Annotated in this window: 12 protein-coding genes; all 12 read right to left on the bottom strand. The window is 40.3% G+C overall.

Annotated features, from left to right (window positions below; genetic code table 11):
• Positions 1-2: 2 nt before the first annotated feature.
• The 12 genes from ACT3CD_RS09490 to ACT3CD_RS09435 all read right to left on the bottom strand — a co-directional run bounded on the left by ACT3CD_RS09490 (position 3) and on the right by ACT3CD_RS09435 (position 20,103).
• Positions 3-1,244, bottom strand: a complete 1,242-nt coding sequence (locus ACT3CD_RS09490) for an alpha/beta hydrolase family protein (RefSeq protein ID WP_444645137.1) — start codon at positions 1,242-1,244, stop codon at positions 3-5.
• A 27-nt stretch (positions 1,245-1,271) separates the two neighbouring features.
• The gene (locus ACT3CD_RS09485; RefSeq protein WP_444645135.1) at positions 1,272-3,398 is read right to left on the bottom strand and encodes a right-handed parallel beta-helix repeat-containing protein; all 2,127 of its coding nucleotides are present in this window, start codon (positions 3,396-3,398) and stop codon (positions 1,272-1,274) included.
• Between the two features lie 115 nt (positions 3,399-3,513).
• A complete protein-coding gene (locus ACT3CD_RS09480) occupies positions 3,514-4,356 on the bottom strand; it encodes an alpha/beta hydrolase (RefSeq protein WP_444645133.1) in 843 nt (280 codons plus the stop codon).
• A gap of 163 nt (positions 4,357-4,519) precedes the next feature.
• The gene (locus tag ACT3CD_RS09475) at positions 4,520-5,641 is read right to left on the bottom strand and encodes a glycoside hydrolase family 88/105 protein (protein WP_444645131.1); all 1,122 of its coding nucleotides are present in this window, start codon (positions 5,639-5,641) and stop codon (positions 4,520-4,522) included.
• Positions 5,642-5,675: 34 nt separating this feature from the next.
• Positions 5,676-7,604, bottom strand: a complete 1,929-nt coding sequence (locus ACT3CD_RS09470; protein ID WP_444645130.1) for a hypothetical protein — start codon at positions 7,602-7,604, stop codon at positions 5,676-5,678.
• A gap of 274 nt (positions 7,605-7,878) precedes the next feature.
• Complete coding sequence (locus tag ACT3CD_RS09465) at positions 7,879-9,651, bottom strand: hypothetical protein (RefSeq protein WP_444645128.1); 1,773 nt, start codon at positions 9,649-9,651, stop codon at positions 7,879-7,881.
• Positions 9,652-9,753: 102 nt separating this feature from the next.
• Positions 9,754-11,937 carry a glycoside hydrolase family 3 C-terminal domain-containing protein gene (locus ACT3CD_RS09460; RefSeq protein ID WP_444645126.1) on the bottom strand — a complete coding sequence of 728 codons (2,184 nt, stop codon included), beginning with the start codon at positions 11,935-11,937 and terminating at the stop codon, positions 9,754-9,756.
• A gap of 87 nt (positions 11,938-12,024) precedes the next feature.
• Entirely contained in the window at positions 12,025-12,810 is a 786-nt protein-coding gene (locus ACT3CD_RS09455; RefSeq protein ID WP_444645125.1) for an SGNH/GDSL hydrolase family protein, read from the bottom strand.
• A 111-nt stretch (positions 12,811-12,921) separates the two neighbouring features.
• Positions 12,922-14,319, bottom strand: a complete 1,398-nt coding sequence (locus ACT3CD_RS09450) for an alpha-L-fucosidase (protein WP_444645123.1) — start codon at positions 14,317-14,319, stop codon at positions 12,922-12,924.
• A 299-nt stretch (positions 14,320-14,618) separates the two neighbouring features.
• Positions 14,619-15,842: an SGNH/GDSL hydrolase family protein gene (locus ACT3CD_RS09445; RefSeq protein ID WP_444645121.1), complete on the bottom strand. Its 1,224-nt coding sequence runs from the start codon at positions 15,840-15,842 to the stop codon at positions 14,619-14,621.
• A gap of 594 nt (positions 15,843-16,436) precedes the next feature.
• The gene (locus ACT3CD_RS09440; protein ID WP_444645119.1) at positions 16,437-18,401 is read right to left on the bottom strand and encodes a hypothetical protein; all 1,965 of its coding nucleotides are present in this window, start codon (positions 18,399-18,401) and stop codon (positions 16,437-16,439) included.
• A 121-nt stretch (positions 18,402-18,522) separates the two neighbouring features.
• On the bottom strand, positions 18,523-20,103 hold the full coding sequence (locus tag ACT3CD_RS09435) for a fimbrillin family protein (protein WP_444645117.1): 1,581 nt from the start codon (positions 20,101-20,103) through the stop codon (positions 18,523-18,525).
• Between the last annotated feature and the right edge of the window lie 54 nt (positions 20,104-20,157).

Raw genomic sequence — 20,157 nt, 5'->3', positions numbered from 1 at the left:
ACTTACAGTTTAATATATATCGGACTCGATACCGACACCTCCCGATTATCGGTAGCATAAAAAAAAGCATATTTAAAATCAGCGTCGGGCATATCACAACTTATCTCTCTTTTATCCTGATTGATGGTAGCAGCCAAATCAAACCAAACTCGATTTGCATTGGTCGACGTTGTATCAGAGGAATAATAAAACCGGGCAGACCGTAACCCTGCAAATGAATTAAACCCGGCACTAACTGACGACTGAGTCCGTTTCAGTTCTTCTATTTTAGGCAGAGGTACGCCTCCATTCACTACCGATTCAAAGAAATATCGTATTTCTATTGGGCGCCAGCCCTCGCGGTGTCCATGCCTCATATTTGGTGTTAAACAAATATTTTTATGACAATTTTCAGGTAGATTATAGGTCTTGTAATAGGGTACGATATTATAGAAATAGTCTTTGTTTCCATCAATAAACAGAAGAGCTGGTTTAGCAAAAGGAAGATAAACCGATGGATCAAAATATTCCATCCATTGCTTTTCATAAAAAGGAGTCAGTTCAGACAAAGGCTTACCAAATGCGTCGGACTCGTCATAGTAACCGCACCCATAAACAGGCACGGCTGCTTTAAACCGGTCATCGAGGCCCGCGACAATACACGTTAAATACCCACCCCAGCTAATCCCGGTCAGACAAGTTCTTTCGGCATCAACTTCAGGCCTACTCAGAATAAATGAATGCGCCAGAATTATACTGGCAACAGCATGATAACTCCATACATTTTTTAAGTCCCCTTTTTGAATGATTGTAAACTTGTTTTCATGCGTTTGATCGGGTCCTGCCATAAATAATGGTTTTCCGGAACCATCTTTGCCGCCCAAATCCATTGCAATGGCAGCATACCCATCGGCAGCCCATTTTTCAACCCATTCTTTAAATGCTTTTCCACCTCCGCCATGAACTAAAACAACAGCAGGAAAAGAATTTTCTGTTTCCTTGCCTTGTAACAAATCCGGATTGGAATAATAAGCAAATACCCGCGTGGGCTTTCCTTCGAAAGAAACACTTTCATAAGCCAGAGAACGAACCGAAGAAGTAGAATCGATCCATGAGAAAGCCGGAGAATTACTTAAAGAATCCAAATTCCACAATATTTCGGAATCCTGAAACTTGTCGACATCAATTTTATGAATCTTTTTCCCCGTATTTATTCCACAGGAAACAAAAATAAATAGTAAAAAAAGTGAATATACACGTATCATTCTAGGTAATTTAATTATTGATTAATTTTATTCCTGTGAATTGGCCTGTCGTTTGAGCTCCTCAACAATTTCATCAAATTTATCGGCTAACTCCGGATCGAATTTCGCCCGTTCTTTCCAATCCTTAGAGCCATAAACACCGGCTTTTGAAAAATCAAAAGGCACAAAATCAATTTTTCGGATAACTGATTTGTTTTTAATTCTGAAATCAAAGTTTTGCGGGTCAACAAACCCGGGATCAGCGATAATGGAATTTTTATCTTTCCCTGTTTTTTTCCATTCGTCAAACGATAAACCATAAAAAACAGGGGACGGGTCACTTGTTTTCCAATAGCAATTGCAATCGTAATTCACCTTTATTTTTGTTCCATTATCTCCATCCCACACATCCGATATTATTTTCCCCTCTTCCTGATAAATAATATTGTTTGTAAATGTATAGGACAAATGCTCTTCCACCTTTGATACCTGAACACCAGACAGTTGGTTGAAGGCAAAAATATTGTTCTTTATAATATTCTCCTTGCCATAATGCTGGTGAAATCCGGCACTTTTACAGGCATAAACCAGGTTGTTTTCCATAACGATTCCGGTTGACCCTTCATCAGTGTATAAACCCCAGCCACCATATCCACGGGAATATACGTGATGAACAACATTATTGCTCACCGTAGTTCCTTCGGATTCGCCAAGCGTATAAATGCCGCCCATATCACTCAGGTCACCCCATCCAAGATGATGAACATGATTGTACTCAATTGTATTTCGTTTCGATGGACTATAATCATAGCCCCAAACCCATCCAACAGAAATGCCGGAGTAACGAAAATCAGCAATTTCATTATGGGTAATTTTATTATCGCTGGCCTGAAAGATGATAACACCAATAGCGCATGGGAATATGAAACCACCTGAACGTATTATATTATTATCGACTGTGATATTACGGGTTAAATCGTCCTGGTTGTCAGGAATCTGAACATCCCCCACTTTAATACCCCCGGCACCCAAATCACTTATATAACAATGAGATACAGAACAGTCGACACAGGCTTTTCTGAACCAAAACGCATTTGTCCCAATTTGACTGACACCACAATTGACAAAATCAATATTTTGTGCGTAATCCAACATAACCACAGCATTTACCGGGGCGGCCGCCTGAACGGGTTCGTTGCCCCATAATGGCGTCCGATATCCGGCCACTTCAAAACGAATATTTTCGAAGCTAATATTTCGTACTTCTTTTCCCTCCGATCCTTTAAAAACAAGGAACCGATCAGTAACCGGCGCAAATACGCTAACCTCCGTCATATCGTCTCCTTGTCGGGGGATATAATATAAATCACCGCTGCGCTCAAGGAACCACTCACCGCAGGTATCCAAACCCGCTTTATAGTTGTCAATGGTAAACCGTGTTTTATTGTCGAGCTTATTCCAGGGCTTCATTCCTGCACCTGCAGTAAAAACTGCTGCACTGTCGGCACTAAAAGAAGACACCCGTTTACGGGTATTGTCCCATTTATGATAAAAGGTAACCAGTGCGTCATTAAAATCGCTATTTGAGAAAGAGGCAAAATCGGCGGCTGCCTGTGGAAAAAGCTTTAATTTTTGCACCGCCATTGCCGCAGTGCGACCTGTACCCCGTTCGATAATAGTTTCATTCACTTCCTTCAAAAAATAAAATCCACTATTGGGCGATTTTGCCTGAACGGCTCGCTTCCCATTCACATATAACTGTTCGAAATACAAACCATAACGACTTACTTCCGGAACACTGGTTCTCCAAACTTTGTCTGTTACTTTCTCCCAATTCCCTATTTGAATTCCTCCAACAAAAACAGGTTCTTCCCCTTTTGCAGCCATAAAAACAATGGGAAAGCTGTCATTCCCTGAATCAATATCGGTCAATACCAGGGGTTCTGTCATGAAGTAAATTCCACCGGAAATAATTACCCGTATTTCTTCATTCAGGTTGTTTGCTTCTCTCAATTGCCGGATTAAATCACGGGCGCCTTTTAAACTCGCCAAAGGTTGCTCTTTGGTTCCAGTCGCCTTATCATTTCCATTTACAGAAATGTAAAGATTCTTTCCTGAAAGATTAATGCTTAATAAAATTGCCAATATAAAAATGGAAAATCGCTGAAAACTCATTTTGCTGTGTTTTTTTAAATTTTTAATTTGATAAAATCAGAATCAACACCTTCATTTATCTGTTAACTAGACATATTAGAGCAGATATCAGTGCTCTAATGCAATGACCAGATTTTTATTCGTCAGTGTTATTTGCTTTTAAAATTTTATCAATTTGATCTAATAGAATATAATCGGCCGGAATAGTCATTGTTCCATGGTTAAAACCGGGCATCTCATATATGCTGGTTTGTTTATGTCCAACAACTATCATCATACGATACAAATACGCATTTTCCTCATAACGGCCCAGCATCTCCAATTCACGGTCGCCCGTAATCAACACCAATGGAGGCGCATCCGAACGCACGTGGTACAACGGCGCATACTTATCGACAATGGGTTGCTTGTCACTAATGCCCATTTCCTTACGCACCGTCATGTGGGTAATAGCATGCCCGCTAAACGGAATCAGCCCCGCAATTGAATTCGCATCAATACCGAACTTTGCCAGGTAACTTTTATCCAAGCCAATCATGCTCGTTAAATAACCACCGGCAGAATGACCTGACACAAAAATTTTTGTCCGACTGCCTCCGTATTTTTCAATATTTCTAAAGACCCATGCCACCGAAGCAGCTGCGTCTTCAATATAAACAGGACACTTAACCTTCGGATACAACCTATAGTTGACTGCTACAACCGCGATTCCTTTATTTTTCAATTCGTTTGCAATTGACTTATGGCCGCTTGTTAATCCCCCTCCATGAAACCATACAACCGTTGCAAAATCCTTTTTATTTTCAGGGTAATAAATATCCAGTTTGCAGCGTTCGTTCATGTACTCATCTGCCTCGCCCTCATACACGTCAGTATAAGAGATGTTTTCAATGAGTTTGTAGGTTATGACCTTTTGTTGAGCAATGGCTGAGGTTACGATACCGAAAACCAAAAAACCAAGCAAAATATATTTTTTCATCTGTATATAAATTAGGTTCTGATCGACACATGAAACACTCCATAATTAAGCACAAGCACGCTAAACTTCGATTCCAGTACAAAAAACAATTATCATAACACCACCCACTTGGGTGACTATCAATTATTTAATACCATTAAAACAAAGATTTAACACATAAACCTTACCGTAATAAAGCCGCAGCGCACCATAGCAAAGGAGCCTGACCATGCAAATCACCTACAATGCGTGGACGATTCATATAATGATCCCGACTGTTTTTAATATTTGTTCCGGCACAGACGTCTGTCAATTCATCATCGGCATTGATGTAGGTGGTTAATGCCAACCATCCTTTGCGAGCAGCCGTTCCAAAGCGCCCCTTATTCAGCCAGCCATTTTTCACCCCTGTAATCATCGCATACGTAAACATAGCCGTTGCCGAAGTCTCTTCCCAAGCTTCCTCATCATCAATAATTTGTCGCCACATTCCATCAGCTTCCTGGTATTTAAGTAAGGCAGCCATCATTTTGTGATACCCTTGCATGATACGCTGCCTGTTGGGATTTTCCACCGGAAGAATGCGAAGTAACTCGGCCATTCCAACAGCCATCCAGCCATTTCCTCTTCCCCAACAAAAGGGCGCTTCGGGTGAATGATAAAACAGCCCATTCTTTAATTGTATTTCATCCAGATACAAAACCATTTCCTTTGCTGCCCGGTCAATATATTTAGGATCATCCGTTGCCAAGAAAGCCTGCGACTGAACCGCAGTTATCATAAACATATCATCAATCCAAATACGTGTTTGCCAGGAATATCCCTCGTCGGCCCATTGTTTTTGTTCTGATGTTGCACCCTCCGGCAAAACCCACTGACTATCGGCATATTCTAATCCCAGTTCAAGATATCGCGATTCACCGGTCTGCCTATATAATTCCAATGGAACAGACCCGAATACGTTGTTATCAACATGATTCGGAACGGGAAGCATATTCTTTTCTTCATTAAACAATGGTTGAAAACGTGCTTTAAACCGGCCCAAAAGCGCCGTATCTTTTGTGGTTTCGGCAAACCACATTCCACCCAGCCAGGCGCAAACGTCGGGATAGGTTATTTGCGTCGGAGGTTCCGATGGCCGGGTATCACCATATTGAGAATGAGATGTACTCAAAAATTTTTCGGCAATACGTAAGCCTATTTCCTCAGGAGACTTACCTTCCGGAAAATGCTCCAAATCAGTATTACTTTGACATGTTACAAAAAATACCGTCATGATCATTATAAGCAAAATTCGTGTTCTCATTTTTTTTACAATTAGTAATCGTATGGGAAATACTTTAATTGGTTTGTGTTATCACAGGCAGATCCGACTGCCAGTCGACTTTTATTTGGGTCGTTCCATCATTAATTAACAGCACGTTGTTGTCCATATTAACATATGGGCTTTCAATCATGGGCCATTGACGATAACCGACATCTGCCTTGTTATTGATTTTCACAAGCGGTACTGATTCGGCCAGACCGGCAACTCCTCTTTTGACCAGATATTCAGCCAGATTCTTTTCCGGCGCAATATTCAATCCGCCACGATATTGAATCTGTATCTTATCATTCTGCGAATCAACATAAGTAACACTCATTGTATTCCAATCAACGGACAGCTTATTTCGTTGTAACTTTTTTTGAAAATTTTTAAAACTCTTAAATTCATCCAAAGTACCCAATTCGAAAACAAAACCTGTTTTAGCATGGTCACTCTTTACGATGTTAAAACCGTCAAGACCAATACCTTTCATATCAGTCTGTTCGTAATAACTTTTCAAAGGTTTTATGCCGATAAAAGTTTCTCCTTCGCGCAGAAAAATCCACCCCTTTTCTTCCACTTTTTCATCAATTGATTTGGGATAACGTAACATCCCCCTTTTTATCAATTCGTCGGCATGCCCATCGCGCCAGGCCCATTTGGGCGCACTTGGGGCCTTGGGCCATGGATCTTTCTCCGGAATATTAAATAAAGTAATGACAGTATTTTTATCATGTGCTGTTTGCTGAAAAGGAGACGTATTTCCCTTATTCCAGGTGTCCGGTGTATGGTCTTTATCATCCCCGTCACTGTACCAATAAGGATGAAAACAACCAATATAATTAAACCGGTCCGCGCTATGGTATACAATGCTAAAGCCATTAATGTCGTGATCGGCATAATCACCTCCAGGCACCCAACGAAAATTACCAGTCCCTACAGCATAGGTTTTATCACGATAAACCTTACGCATCATCTGATGAGAAGCGCCGGAACCATAATGTCCGAAAGCTGATGCTGATGTTTTCAATTCCATCGGAGCAACCTCGTTTTCACTCAGTCGAAAAAAAACATTTTCAGGAATGATTCGTGAGAGAGCGGCATAAACAGCATAAGTGGTTTCAGGATAATCCGTAAAATGATTGATGAATACATTTCCGGTAGCCGGTCCCCACCCCCACAATAACCAGCTGTAATAAGTCGTAGCTGAGATATAACTATTATCGGGAAAATGATCTTGTTGAGTATTCATTCGCCCATAAGGGGCTAAAATATTTCCCTCAAAGTTATTTAACGACAACAATGACCACTTATAAAGCATATAAGCTTCAGCAATCGCTTTCACTTCCGGATCTTTTGCATATTCCAATAATATTTCAACCGGATTGTTCATCACGACATCATAGGTTGTTGAGAGATATTCAGCATAACCATGGCTATAAACATTCTTAAATGTTTTTCGCAGGCGCTCTTTCATATCCGCCATCAACTCTTCACTGGTCATCCCATTAGCCCAATGCGCATCGGGAAACATCTGACCAAACAAATAAGCACTACACCACATCATTGTGGCATGATTTTCTGTACCATGCCCCAGAAAACCTTCCCCATTTTGTTTGTCTTCTTTTGCCAAATACTCAAGATTACTTTTAATTTTCCTCAACTGAATTGCATTAAAGCTATCCCAGTATCGACACAGTGCCAATGCAATACCCGGGAAGTCAAACATGGTTTGACGTCGATTATCGAGACTATTGGTAATATAAGTCAAGGCCGCCCCATCGTGCGGATTGAACTCCAGACGAACAATGGCTTTGGGTAACCCATGTTTACCATGCTCTGCCAGCGTTGTATTTTTTAAACCCTCTAAAACCCATTGCTTCCTTTTTTGATAGCTCGAAAAATCCTGAGAAAAAGAGAGAACTGGTATCAGCAAAACGATTAATAAAAATAGTTTTCTCATTTAATGTTGTTGTTTATTGAATTAATATGTGTTTAAACAATCAGGTTCTACACCTATGCCACTTCTTTACTGAATCAAGTTCCATATCTCTTTTTTGAATGGCAAAGATTTCACCATTATTATGGTTTTCTTCATTCCTAAAAAATGAGTTTCAATACAGATAACACATCCAGTGGAGATGATTATTGTTACAGCACCAGGCAACAATCACATATCTCAGCTACAATAAGTCCTATATCCAACACAAAAATTCCCCTTCACTTATTTTAGTTCTTCAATTATTGGCTTTTAAGTTCCGATAATTGTCTATTGTCTTTTTCAAACCTTCTTCACCAAAATAAGTTGGAGAATTGTCATAGTTAAAAGCAAAAGGACGATATAGTGAGGCGCAATCCTGATTCTGCGCCTTTAGGTTGATCAATTCGTTCCACAACAAATCATATCTTTCAATCGCTGAATAAATTGCATTATAATCGTAACTCCCGGACAACTCCCCTATTTGTCCTTTTAGCATAATAATCCAAGCCTGCTCATAAATGGCATACAAAAAATACCCATAGCGTGTTGAGGTTCGAATGTAATGCACAGTTTGGTCCTCTGTTCCATTCAACGAATCCGCTATAGCAACCATCTCGCTCCATTTTTCAACACTCATCCGCTTTTCTTCAAGCATCTTATCTACCAATCCATTGCGGATGATATTCTTAAAATTATCAGCTAATTCGTTTTCGCCGCCAATAAATTCATCGCGAGTCCACCATAGATTGATAGGCGTAATTAAGGAAGCGCGACCTCTGACAATCGCATCAGCCGACAACAACGCCAAACTATGAAACCGTTGAATATCCACACCTTCAAAGCCTTTCATCCGGGCATAGCGGCTAAAAATCTCTTCTTCCGATTGATCGGGATTATTCGCCCATTGCGATAGACAATAGGCATTTAAGTCGCACCACAATTCATTTGAAATATATGGACCGACCCAACCACCACCGCGCGACCAGGTCCACACGCCGGCAAAATTAGGGTCCGTTTTCAACTGGTTGAGACAATGAATCACCGTGTCCTTTTCGAGTTCCTCAAAACCATCAATCACTCCTTTAGCAATATAGTTTGGATAAGCCCCCTTCCCTTCGTATTCACGTTGGCACTGTACTTCAACTATTTGTTTATGTCTTCCTATCCCCAGCGTTGGATTAAATTTTAGAGTACGATGATAATCTCCTTTCACATATTTGATACTGAAAAACAAATTTGGATGTGGCTCAATAGAATCGGTCACAGAGAGATAATATTCAGGCAATACATGGAAAAAACCAAAGTCCCAGGTGCGATAAAAAACTTTCTTATTAAACTTTTCACACACTTCATCGCGCAACAAATCAATTAAAATACGATGAATCTCTTCTCCCCCGTCACTATTACTTGCCGTATTATGCATCCATGATTTCTCATCACGGGGTATCGGTCCATTTCCGGTATGATATGGCAGGTTTTGCAAATATGTTTCTCCGACCCTGATAACCAGTCCGTCCAATCCGGGAAACCGGTTAAACACCTCATCAAGCATCATTCGATGTATTTCCTGTGTTTTAGGTCTGGTAAAATCAATGCGTCCGGTAGAATCACAAATCTCATCCTTATAGAGCTTCACCAATCGACGAGGCAAAACAATAATATCCATGAAATAATACGCCTCCAGTCCTTCCTTATGTATCTCTTCAATTCGCTTTTTAATTCGATTAGCCAATGAATCAATCCAAAACCTCTCTTTTGATCCCTCCGGAAAAATATTTTTATTCAACGAATTGTAGGTAATAGCACAATGAACCGACTGAAATTCATTAACAACCTGAGCATTGTAACCATATTCATGTAGTTTTCCCGGTTCGTTGAAACTGGTTTTCGTAAAACCTTCTCCCGGATTGTTATGGACCATATCCATAACAACCAAAGATGTATCATCGAATTTCTCTCTGTTTTTGCACGAATTAAGGCCAATGCAGCCCGATATTAAAATACTGATCCAGATCCCAACTTTTTTCATGTGTTTAAATTTCATTTCCAATGGTCACATGAAACTCGCCACCTTAATCACTTACATGTGTAAGAAATACTTATTCATGGCTCGTTTCATCGTATGATTTTTTTATTCAATCACCTTTATGCGAACAGAACTTCTTATATCGGCAGACGAAGTTGCCACAGATAAAGTAAACCGGTCAGGTTCGACTACCCACTCATGTTTTTCATCATCAAAAAAAGCCAAGTCTTCTACGGGTATTGAAAAAGAAACCGTTTTTGTTTCACCAACCTTCAGAAAAACTTTTTGAAAAGCCTTCAACTCTTTAAGGGGACGTGGAAGTGATGGATGCTGCTGAGAGCTGTAGATCTGTAATGTTTCGGCACCGTCATTTTGTCCATTATTGGAAATACTGCATGACAACCTGATCACATCAGATTTTGAATATTCCTTATTTTCGGTTATCAATTTCCCATAATTGAAAGTCGTATATGACAATCCGAAACCAAACGGGAATTGAGGTTCAATTTTTTTTGTATCAAACCACCTGTATCCCACAAGGATATCTTCCTTATAATACACATTAATACTATCGCCCGGATAAACCGACGGGCCAAAAGAATTTGCCCCATTATCGTTCAACTTTTTAGGTATGCTAAAAGGCAGTTTCCCACTCGGATTAACCTCTCCGGAAATTACGTTAGCTAAAGCGTTTCCGGCCTGCGACCCCAAATACCAGGACTGAATAATCGCCGGCACCTGATCAATCCATGGCATGGCGATTCCATTTCCACTAATTATTACTACACCGGTATTCTTGTTAACCCCAAGTAAACTCTCTATCAAATCATTCTGGCCGTAAGGTAAATCAAACGCTTTTCGATCATGCGCTTCGCTGTCCTGAAAAGGATTTTTATTCAGGCCTCCGATATAAATAACAACATCAGCGCTCTTTGCCAAATTAAGCGCCTCTTGCATAAGTGAATCAGCGTTATACTTCTGTGGTTCTGAAGTATAACCTGATGTGTAATAAATAGTCTCTTCGCCGTATTTGTCAATCAGGCCTTCCAATGGGGAAACTTCTTTTTTCACTTTCAATTCTGACGACCCGCCACCAACAGTAAGTGATTTGGTTGCATTTTCGCCAACCACGAGGATTCGGTTATATTTGCCCACCGGGACAGGAAACAATGGGGTCTCATTCTTCAGTAAAACAATTCCTTGCTCTGCTATTCGCCGCGAAATATCAGCGTGAGCTTCTGTTGCAAAACTACCCCATGGCCGGTTCCTATCCATATTGGTTCTGAAAACCAAACGCAATACACGTCTCACTTTATCATCAAGGAGCTGTAGAGGCAATTCTCCACTCTCAATTTTTTTCAGAAAAGGGCGAGCCAAAAAATAATCATCATAAGCAAAAGCCCTACCATAACTCAAACCATCGCTCCAGGTTCCCATTTCAATATCTAATCCGTTTCGGGCAGACTCATCGGTATCATATACGCCTCCCCAATCACTGACAACAACTCCCTCAAAGCCCCACTCGTTTCTTAATATCTGATTTAACAAAAGATCATGATGACAACAATGCTGACCTCTAAATAAATTATAAGCACCCATAACGGCCCACACGTCACCCTCTTGCACGCCTGCCTTAAACGCAGGCAGATAAATCTCATATAGCGCTCTGTCGCTTACTTCCACATTAATGTTGTGTCGCCATCTTTCCTGGTTATTCAACGCAAAATGTTTCAGGCAGGCAGCCACCCCGTTTTGCTGAACTCCCTGAATATATGGAACGACCATTTGGGATGCCAGATACGGGTCTTCTCCCATATATTCAAAATTTCTACCATTTAGGGGAGTCCTATAGATATTGACCCCCGGCCCCAGCAATATGTCCTTTTTGCGGTATCGGGCCTCGGCTCCAATTGCAATCCCATACTCCATAGCCAATTGAGGATCAAAGGTGGCAGCCAAACATGTCAATGCAGGAAATGCGGTACATGAGTCATTTGTCCAGCCCACAGCCTTAAAGCTGTCCCACATCAGTTCCGGTCTGATTCCGTTTGGCCCGTCAGACATCCAGATCTCAGGGATTCCCAAACGGGAACAACCGGCAGAACTAAACTTGGATTGAGCATGCACCATTGCAACTTTTTCTTCCAGTGTCATCCTTGATAAAGCATCTTCAACCCTTTGTTCCAAAGGCTTGCTATCATCCAGATAGGTCGGAACAGACCGTTCCTGCGCCGACACACAGAACACTATTAATGAACATATTAACCCGGTAAAAAATGATCGTTTCATGTCAAAATATTTTTTTATTTAGAAAATCTATCCTTCCCTGCTGGGTGAACAGCATTACAAAAATCTATCAGAGCCCAAAAATCAGTACTATTTTTTAGCGCTTAAAACGATTGCTTTCACAGCGAGCGCCTCCATCACTTCATAACCTTCCTTGTTGGGATGTACCCCATCGAAAGTATATTCATCTTTCATTCCTTTACGCTCGTCAACCAACGAAGAATAAAAGTCCAAATATTCCACATCATTTTTAGAGCAATAACTCTTAATCCATTTGTTAAGTGACACAATCTTTTCAGCGGGTTCAAGCCCTCGGCGCCACGGATAATCGTATACCGGCAAAACGGAACAAAGAATAACACGAATGCCATTTGCCTTTGCCATTTCAGTCATAGATGCATAATTGTCTTCGATCATTTCCAGTGTTGAAGGCCCCGTATTGCCAGCGATATCATTTGTTCCGGCCAGAATCACAACAATTTTTGGATTAAGGGCAATTACATCGGCCCGAAACCGGGCCAGTATTTGCGGCGTGGTTTGTCCACTGATACCGCGGTTAACATAGGGCGTTCCTTCAAAAAATTCAGGACGAAGATTTATCCAATTATCAATGATTGAATTTCCTATAAAAACAACCCTTTGCTCTTTTTTACCTGGTTTTTCAAGTTTACTATTGGCTTCTCTGTAACGGTTTAAACCTGGCCAGTCGTCCCTGAGACTTATCCATTTTTTATACTCCTGAATCATCTTTTCCATCGTTTTTGACGGAACAGAACTTGTCGTCTCAACGTTTTGTGCACCCAGTTGAGACATCATAAGCTGAAGCATTACGAAAAACAAAATGCTTTTAAAGCCGACTAAAAATGTATTCTTCATATATTTATATTTTAATTTCATTTGTAAGATGAAACGCCCGTGAAAGGATCCTCCTTCTGTATGAGAATTTTAACACATGGTCATTCTACAACTCGTGATATTAACCTCTAATCAATAAATTAGCGATTTGGCTTTAACCTGAAATGCCCATGCATATTGGCAAATCGGATTATGCTGTAATGTCTTAGGGATGCTGATGACCATCCCTTTTCCGTTGTTCATCCAACTCAAAGGTTTTTCATATCCAAGCAGATACACCTGGCTCCCTTCCACCGGTTGAAACGACGAAATTAAAATATTGGCAGGCATCTCTTTTTCGTCTTCATCCGGCAGGTAAAAAGCATACACCGAATCATCCTTTCGTGTAAAAACCATCTTCGTCTCCTCATAGGGAGTTATCGATTTTGTACTATAGATGCCCTTTCCATTAATCTTCATCCACTGGCCAATTTCATTTAATCGCTGATATGCTACAGGATCGAAATCTCCATCAGGTCCCGGGCCAATATTAAGCAGTAAATTTCCCCCCCGTGAAACAATCCGTACGAGAAGTTGCACCAATTGATAAGCGGACTTATAATTGTCATTTGGTTTATACGACCATGAATCGCCCATCGTCATGCAGGTTTCCCAGGGGTAATCCAACGCTTTTTCCGGCACTTCCTGCTCCGGCGTACGATAATTCTCATATTCCCCTTTTGAACTTCTTACCACCATCATGACTCCGGGCTGGTTTCTGCGTAGCATTGAGGAGATCGGCTGCCAGTCCACTTTCTTTTCCTTCGAAATATGATTCAAGTCAAACCAAAACAGATCCAGTTTTCCATAGCCAGTCGACAACTCTTCCAACTGATTATATACAAATTGATTATAACGGCACCATTTTTCAGGATACTTCTTTGGTGAGTAATTCATCGTACGATCTTTGGGAGGGAAATAATCCCACCAAAAATCATTATTGTGCCAATCAGATGTCGAAAAATAGGCGCCAATCATAAAATCTTCACGACGAAAGGCCTCAAATACTTCTTTGGTCACGTCAGCTTTGGAGTTGGCACTAAAAGGGCAGGCCTGGCCGGTAATTTTATAATCGCTTTGCCGAGTGTCGAACATATTAAACCCATCATGATGTTTGGTGGTAAACACGACATATCTCATCCCCGCTTCCTTTGCTGCCAAAGCCCATTTGTCAGGATCGAATTTTGTTGGATTGAACGTGGTAATCAAATTCTCATATTCCTTCACATACTGCGCATAACTTTTATCCTTGGGACGTGGATTCCAGGACCAGTCTTCCGGACACAAACTCCACGATTCAATAACCCCCCACTCACTGTAGGTTCCCCAATGCATAAACAGTCCAAACTTCTGATCCTGCCACTCTTTTACCTTTTGAAAAACCAATGAATCCTTTGGATATTCATACTTATCCGTTTGTCCGAACAAAGAAAAAGGACAAACAAACAGACAACTGATTAGAGCTATATTAAACAAAGAAGTATATTTCATCTGTTTATAATTTGTTTGTTAAGGTCAGATGGAACTCCCATGAAAATAATCATCCCCCTGTGTGAGAATCCCTTTATCATGGTCGTTTCATATGTTTATAATTTGTTTTTCAGTTGTCATATGGAACTCGCCTAGCTTAATCATCCCCCCTGTGTGTGAAACAATTCCCAGGGCTCGTTTCATATGATTATAATTTGTTTGTTAAGGTCATATGGCACTCGCCGGAATTAATCATACTCCTGTGTGTAAAATAATTTCCAGGGCTCGTTTCATCACTTTGGAATAACCTATGCCTTGTACTAATTTCCGCGGTTAACTAAGAAGTTTACTATCTGACAGGTATGACCCGTACTATTTTCATTCTTTTTTTCAGATATTCTGATTGTTAACCGATGACGCTTAGCCGACAAGTTATCCTCAAATACAAAAAATTGGTTTAAGTATAACTTACTACTGAACTTCGAAAAAAGATCTTTTTCCTGAAATTCGCCATCGTCAATTTTATATTCTATAATACCGGCATCAGGGCCTGCAACATTGCTAATACCTACCGCAGTTCCTTTAAAATTAAATGTGATTTCAGTTCCCGGAGTGGACGATATGAGCATGGGAACATTGACAAACCCTTTTCGGGTTGGCAGATGATCAGCCGGCGACCAATTTTTATCAATCCTCCATCCGTCAGACCGACCCGCTTTGCGAATATTAACATAGCATCCGGACACAAAGCTGTATGAATCCATTTGTGATGGAATGACATGTGCTTTTTTTGCACTGGGCGTGCCGGCAGCTTTCCAGCAATTCTCCAGCCACGAACGCATAGACTGAAAATACAGTTCATGACCAAAAGGAGATGGATGCAAATTTTTAAAATCCTGATCCCAGGTAAATTCTCCGGCATTGATCCGGTCTGTTATTTCCTTTGCCAGATTAAGCGAAGGCAATTGATAATATTCAGCGACCTCATTATGAGCCTCAACAGCAGGTGGGATTTGTCCCAAATTATAATAATTCATTTTTTTGGGATCAACAAAATACATCAACACCACATCTGTCATAGGATTGGCTAGCAAAGCATGACGAACAATACCTTCCATCCCACGAATATCCTGAGTCTGGGATTGCCCCGCATCATTCACAGAAGCTTCTTCGAACAATAAATCAATTTTCCCTTTCGACAGCACATCGTTCTCCAACCGAAATGCCCCAGCCGTACTTCCGGTAGATGGAATTCCGGCATAAATAAATTCAAAATTTGTTTCCGGGAAACGTTCTATCAGGTACTTGGTAACCTTTTCTTTCCAACCGGTCATCTCAGTAATGGATCCACCGACAAATGCCACCCGACTGGTTTTTTGCGTAGTGAAATGCAAATAACTGTTTGCGAGCCCGCCTCTTACTTCCTGATAATCGAGCTGATTAATTTCGGAATAGGTTAATACCGAATCGGCTTTCTGTTCTGCATTTTGGGCAAAAAGCTGGTAACTAGTAAATAATAATAAAACAATTATACACGTTTTCATAAATCACATTCTTTTCAAGATTATCTGATAAACATCAGATTTAACAAATATTGAAATCTCAAACCGCCATTTTGGACTACTTCCGTCATAGCCTAAAAAACAACCAATACAAATCAATTATGATTACAGTTGGCAAGAAGACAGTCTGAAAAATTCGAAAATTACCAACATGAGAATTTTCATAAATTCAAACCTCTTTTACCACTGCAATCAAAATCTACCCCAAAAAACAAGACGATTAGATAATACTAAGCAAAATAAATTTTGCCCTATTTGAATATTTAGTGTTTGTCCATAAAGTCAGCCACTTAGTTATCCTGTCCATAAAAACAGTCATATACAAAAGTTAAACCCATTGATTTACACGACTACACAAATCATGCATTTGAACTTTATATTTCAAACACTTAGTTTATGGACAGACTCTAATTAGAGTCTGTCCATAAAATCCAACTTCGGCGTTACGCCTGCTCTCAATTTTTATTTACAGAAGTAAACTCTCATTTCTGGAGCTACGCAAGGCTTAATTTGAACATTTCTAAAACAGCTGACTTTAATGTACAGGCACTATTTAGAAGTTTGGTGTCCAAAAATCTATTTTGAGATAATCGGCAAAGTACCTGTCCAGATTACTCTGATTCTTGTGCCCCCTTCTTCGATGGTAAGTATTCCATCATCCATTGTCACATCAGGACTTTCCAGTAATGGCCAGTCCGAGTATGGTTCATCCTGAATCCCATTGACCTTAACGGTTGGTACAGATTCATGCATACCACTAATTCCGTATGATTGCCAGGAAGCAGGCGGATTGGTTACAGATACAAAGGGCAACCCTTCCTGATATTTAATATACAGATCGTCTCCCTTGGTATTCGTATATTCACAAGTCATTGCGTCCCAGTCCACAGATAATGAATTGCTCAGTACTTTTGTTTGAAATTGAGTAAAACTACCAGAAGTTTCAGAGTCGCTAACTTCAAATACGAAACCCGTTTTAGCATATTCACTCTTAACAACATTAAAGCCAACGAGACTGGGATCAGGGGAAGTTCTATCGATGGTATAACCTTTTAACGGCTTTACACCTATATACACCTTTCCTTCACGCAAGAAAATCCAACCATCTTTTTCAATTTCCTCATCCATAGAACCAGGATAACGGAACATTCCAACTTTCACTAAATCATTAGCGTAAGCCGATCTCCAGCCCCAAAAATCTTCACCGGATATTGGATTCTGGGTATTAGGCCATGGATCTTCCTGAGGGATATCGAATAGTGTGATCACAGTTCCCTCATGATGAGCTGTTTGCTGAAATGGAGAGATATTCCCTTCATCCCAGGTATCCGGGTCTGTTCCATGCACATACCAATAAGGCGAATAACAGCCAATATAGTTAAATCTGTCAGCGGAATCCCAAATAATATTAAAGGCATTAGCTGCAAACAGTAAATCACCTCCTGGAACCCATCGACAGTTACCTGTTCCAATCGCATAATTTTTAGCTCTATAGGCCTTGCGCATCACGGCATGAGGGACACCAGATCCATACGAGCCAAAGGTTGGAATGGATGATTTGATCGTTATGGGAGACTTAGACATTCCAATTCTAAAAAAAACTTCAGGAATATCAACATGCGATACAACGGTATATAGAGCGCCTGTCGCGTCCGAGAAATCTTTCGTAAATTGATCTAATGTTACGTTATCGGTCGCGGCCCCCCAACCAAAAAGTAACCAATTATAATAACTGGTTCCTGCAACATAGTAATTGGTAGGCGCATGATCTTGTTGCGTATTCATTCTCACATAAGGGGCAATTGTGGTTCCCACAAATTGATGCAGAGAAATCAAAGCCCATTTGTACAGCAACATCGCTTCAGCCATTTTTTTCACTTCCGCATCTTCCGCACATTCATATAAAATTTCGACCGGGAAATTATATACTTGCTCGTAAGTTGTAGAAAGCGACTCCGCATTTCCTTTAGCATAAACATTTTTGAATGTGCGACTCAAATTATTCTTGAGACTTGCCATCAACTGTTCGCTGGTCTGACCATTGGACCAATTTGCATCCGGGAAAAGCTGTGCCAATAAATAGCCACCACACCATAACATACTTGCGTGGTTCTCTGTTCCATGGCCCAAAAAACTACTGGCATAAGGTTCCAGCTTAGACTTCAGATGCTCCTTTTGCGCTGTCGAAAAATTATCCCAATAACGGGAAAGAGCAAGTGCCAACCCCGGGAAATGAAACATATCAACATAACCATCAGCAACATAAGTCAAATAGTTAAGCGCCTTTTCATCATTGGGATCATTCTCGAGCCTTATTAAAGCAAAAGGGATTCCATGCTTTCCACTTTTGGTAAGCAAATCATCTTTAAATGCATCGATAAGCCAGGCTTTTCTCTCATTATAAGGTGTCAGGTCCACGAAACCAGGGGTTTCACCCCCCGGCTCTGTACCAGACTCTAAATCATCATCCTTACAGGAAGAAAAAGCCATGGTCATCAATAACAATGATATCAGGACATAAATACTATATACTTTTTTCATATGATTAAATTTATCTTTCAATGGCCATATGGAACTCCCGATGAATTTTAATCATTCTTCTGTGTGTATTTTAGAATGCTAAAATTCAGGTTCGTTTCATATTATTCCAGTTACTGATAGGTTAAAAACCTCGAATGGCTCTGAATTGACAGAGGTTCTTCTTACTCTTATACAAACGTCCATTTCTACTAATAACCCCTTTGAAACCAACATAATTTTTCGCTGCGCTCACATCCATTTCAGTGGTTGATGCGTGCCCGCGATCATCAGGGAATTTACCTCCTCCTGCTGCCACTAATTTATCATTTAAGGCTGTTCTGGCGATAAGATTATCCCCACCCATTATATTTGATTCATAATTAAGCGTAGGAATAATATCGAGGCCGGCAGAGGTAAGAATTGCTTCATCCCACTCTGTAACAACCTCATCATAATCAATTCCGAATGAAAAAGCCATCATTCGGCGAAGTTCATTAAACGAAGGCATATACCATGCGCCATCAATATCGCCGCTATTCAGAACTGAATAAACATAATCAAACAAAGCATAATTTGTTGAAAAGTCAGCCTCGTCTTTATGCGCCGCAATTAAATCTTTTGTTGCCGTTTCGCCATCATCCTCACTGGCCATCGACGGAATCAGATTTGTTTCAAAAACATCATCCACGCCCCAACGTGCTCCCCATGTTCCAGGTGCATATCCTGAAGTATTAACGTCATTCAGATTCATGACCAACCCATGACGTCCTTCGCTAATCGGATCAACCCAAAACACAATTCCTTGAATCTGAGCCTTTGCTTCCGGATCATTAAGATCGACCTCCGGATCGGGATAATAGTCACCCACATTGTATTTTATTTGTGTGGCTCCCTTTTTGTACAAGGTTATAGGGAATTCATAACTAATACCTGTTTCAAAAGCCAGTTCATCAGGAATCTCATAAAATGCCGGCTCTAAATCCAGTTCATCAGGCGCCGATACACTTATTACCCGGCCTGTAAAAGTATTTGCGGAAGCAGGGATAACCAATGCATCATATTCTACTCCGGCTTCAGTTGCCCTCATCTCTATCGGTGCAATATTCTCTTTATTTGAGAACATTTCTGTTCCAATATTAAAATCAGCAGTGGTCGGCATTCCATCTAATAATAATTTGATACCTGAAACATCCAGATCTTCAATGTCAACATCTTTTTCTATGTTAACTTTAATTTTAGCCAGCTTATGCGTGAAGCCAAACTTAATATTGATAATGGCATCCTCTTGTGTTTTATTTTTGATGGCTGCCCGCATCAAATCAATTTCCTTTTGATCACTTTGTTGCGATACATCCAAGGAATAGATGCCATTGGTTGTAGATGAATTATAAGGATAATAAGCATAAAAATCCACATTGCTTCCATCTGAAGGAAAATACATTTCCTCCCCTTCAGGAACAATATTTCCATTTATGTCGAATAAAAACTTCTTATTATCTATACCATTTACAATATTTTCAGCGACTAAAGGCTCCCCTTTGGTTACCATATATACGCCAACTTCGTCATTCTCGGTCCAGGTTGTTGCACTTGCATCACCCTCAAATTGTGAAATAATTCCATGAAATTTAGTCGGTTCATAAACAGCATCATTGCTATCATCACAAGAAGAAAATGCAATGTTGAACACCAAAAGACACAAAATAAATATATTAGTTTTCATCTGTATAAAGTTTAATTTTTAATGGCAAGATGAAACGAATCATTTTTGTAGGTA

This window comes from Geofilum sp. OHC36d9 (genome assembly GCF_052400685.1).
In the GTDB taxonomy this organism is placed as follows: Bacteria; Bacteroidota; Bacteroidia; order Bacteroidales; family Marinilabiliaceae; genus CAZHHH01.
The sequence above is the reverse complement of the archived record's forward strand: the minus strand, read 5'-3'. Positions and strand labels throughout refer to the sequence as shown.

Excerpts from the sequence above, each read along its gene's own strand:
- ACT3CD_RS09490 (WP_444645137.1), bottom strand. The coding sequence starts at position 1,244 with ATGATACGTGTATATTCACTTTTTTTACTATTTATTTTTGTTTCCTGT.
- ACT3CD_RS09485 (WP_444645135.1), bottom strand. The coding sequence starts at position 3,398 with ATGAGTTTTCAGCGATTTTCCATTTTTATATTGGCAATTTTATTAAGC.
- ACT3CD_RS09480 (WP_444645133.1), bottom strand. The coding sequence starts at position 4,356 with ATGAAAAAATATATTTTGCTTGGTTTTTTGGTTTTCGGTATCGTAACC.
- ACT3CD_RS09475 (WP_444645131.1), bottom strand. The coding sequence starts at position 5,641 with ATGAGAACACGAATTTTGCTTATAATGATCATGACGGTATTTTTTGTA.
- ACT3CD_RS09470 (WP_444645130.1), bottom strand. The coding sequence starts at position 7,604 with ATGAGAAAACTATTTTTATTAATCGTTTTGCTGATACCAGTTCTCTCT.
- ACT3CD_RS09465 (WP_444645128.1), bottom strand. The coding sequence starts at position 9,651 with ATGAAAAAAGTTGGGATCTGGATCAGTATTTTAATATCGGGCTGCATT.
- ACT3CD_RS09460 (WP_444645126.1), bottom strand. The coding sequence starts at position 11,937 with ATGAAACGATCATTTTTTACCGGGTTAATATGTTCATTAATAGTGTTC.
- ACT3CD_RS09455 (WP_444645125.1), bottom strand. The coding sequence starts at position 12,810 with ATGAAGAATACATTTTTAGTCGGCTTTAAAAGCATTTTGTTTTTCGTA.
- ACT3CD_RS09450 (WP_444645123.1), bottom strand. The coding sequence starts at position 14,319 with ATGAAATATACTTCTTTGTTTAATATAGCTCTAATCAGTTGTCTGTTT.
- ACT3CD_RS09445 (WP_444645121.1), bottom strand. The coding sequence starts at position 15,842 with ATGAAAACGTGTATAATTGTTTTATTATTATTTACTAGTTACCAGCTT.
- ACT3CD_RS09440 (WP_444645119.1), bottom strand. The coding sequence starts at position 18,401 with ATGAAAAAAGTATATAGTATTTATGTCCTGATATCATTGTTATTGATG.
- ACT3CD_RS09435 (WP_444645117.1), bottom strand. The coding sequence starts at position 20,103 with ATGAAAACTAATATATTTATTTTGTGTCTTTTGGTGTTCAACATTGCA.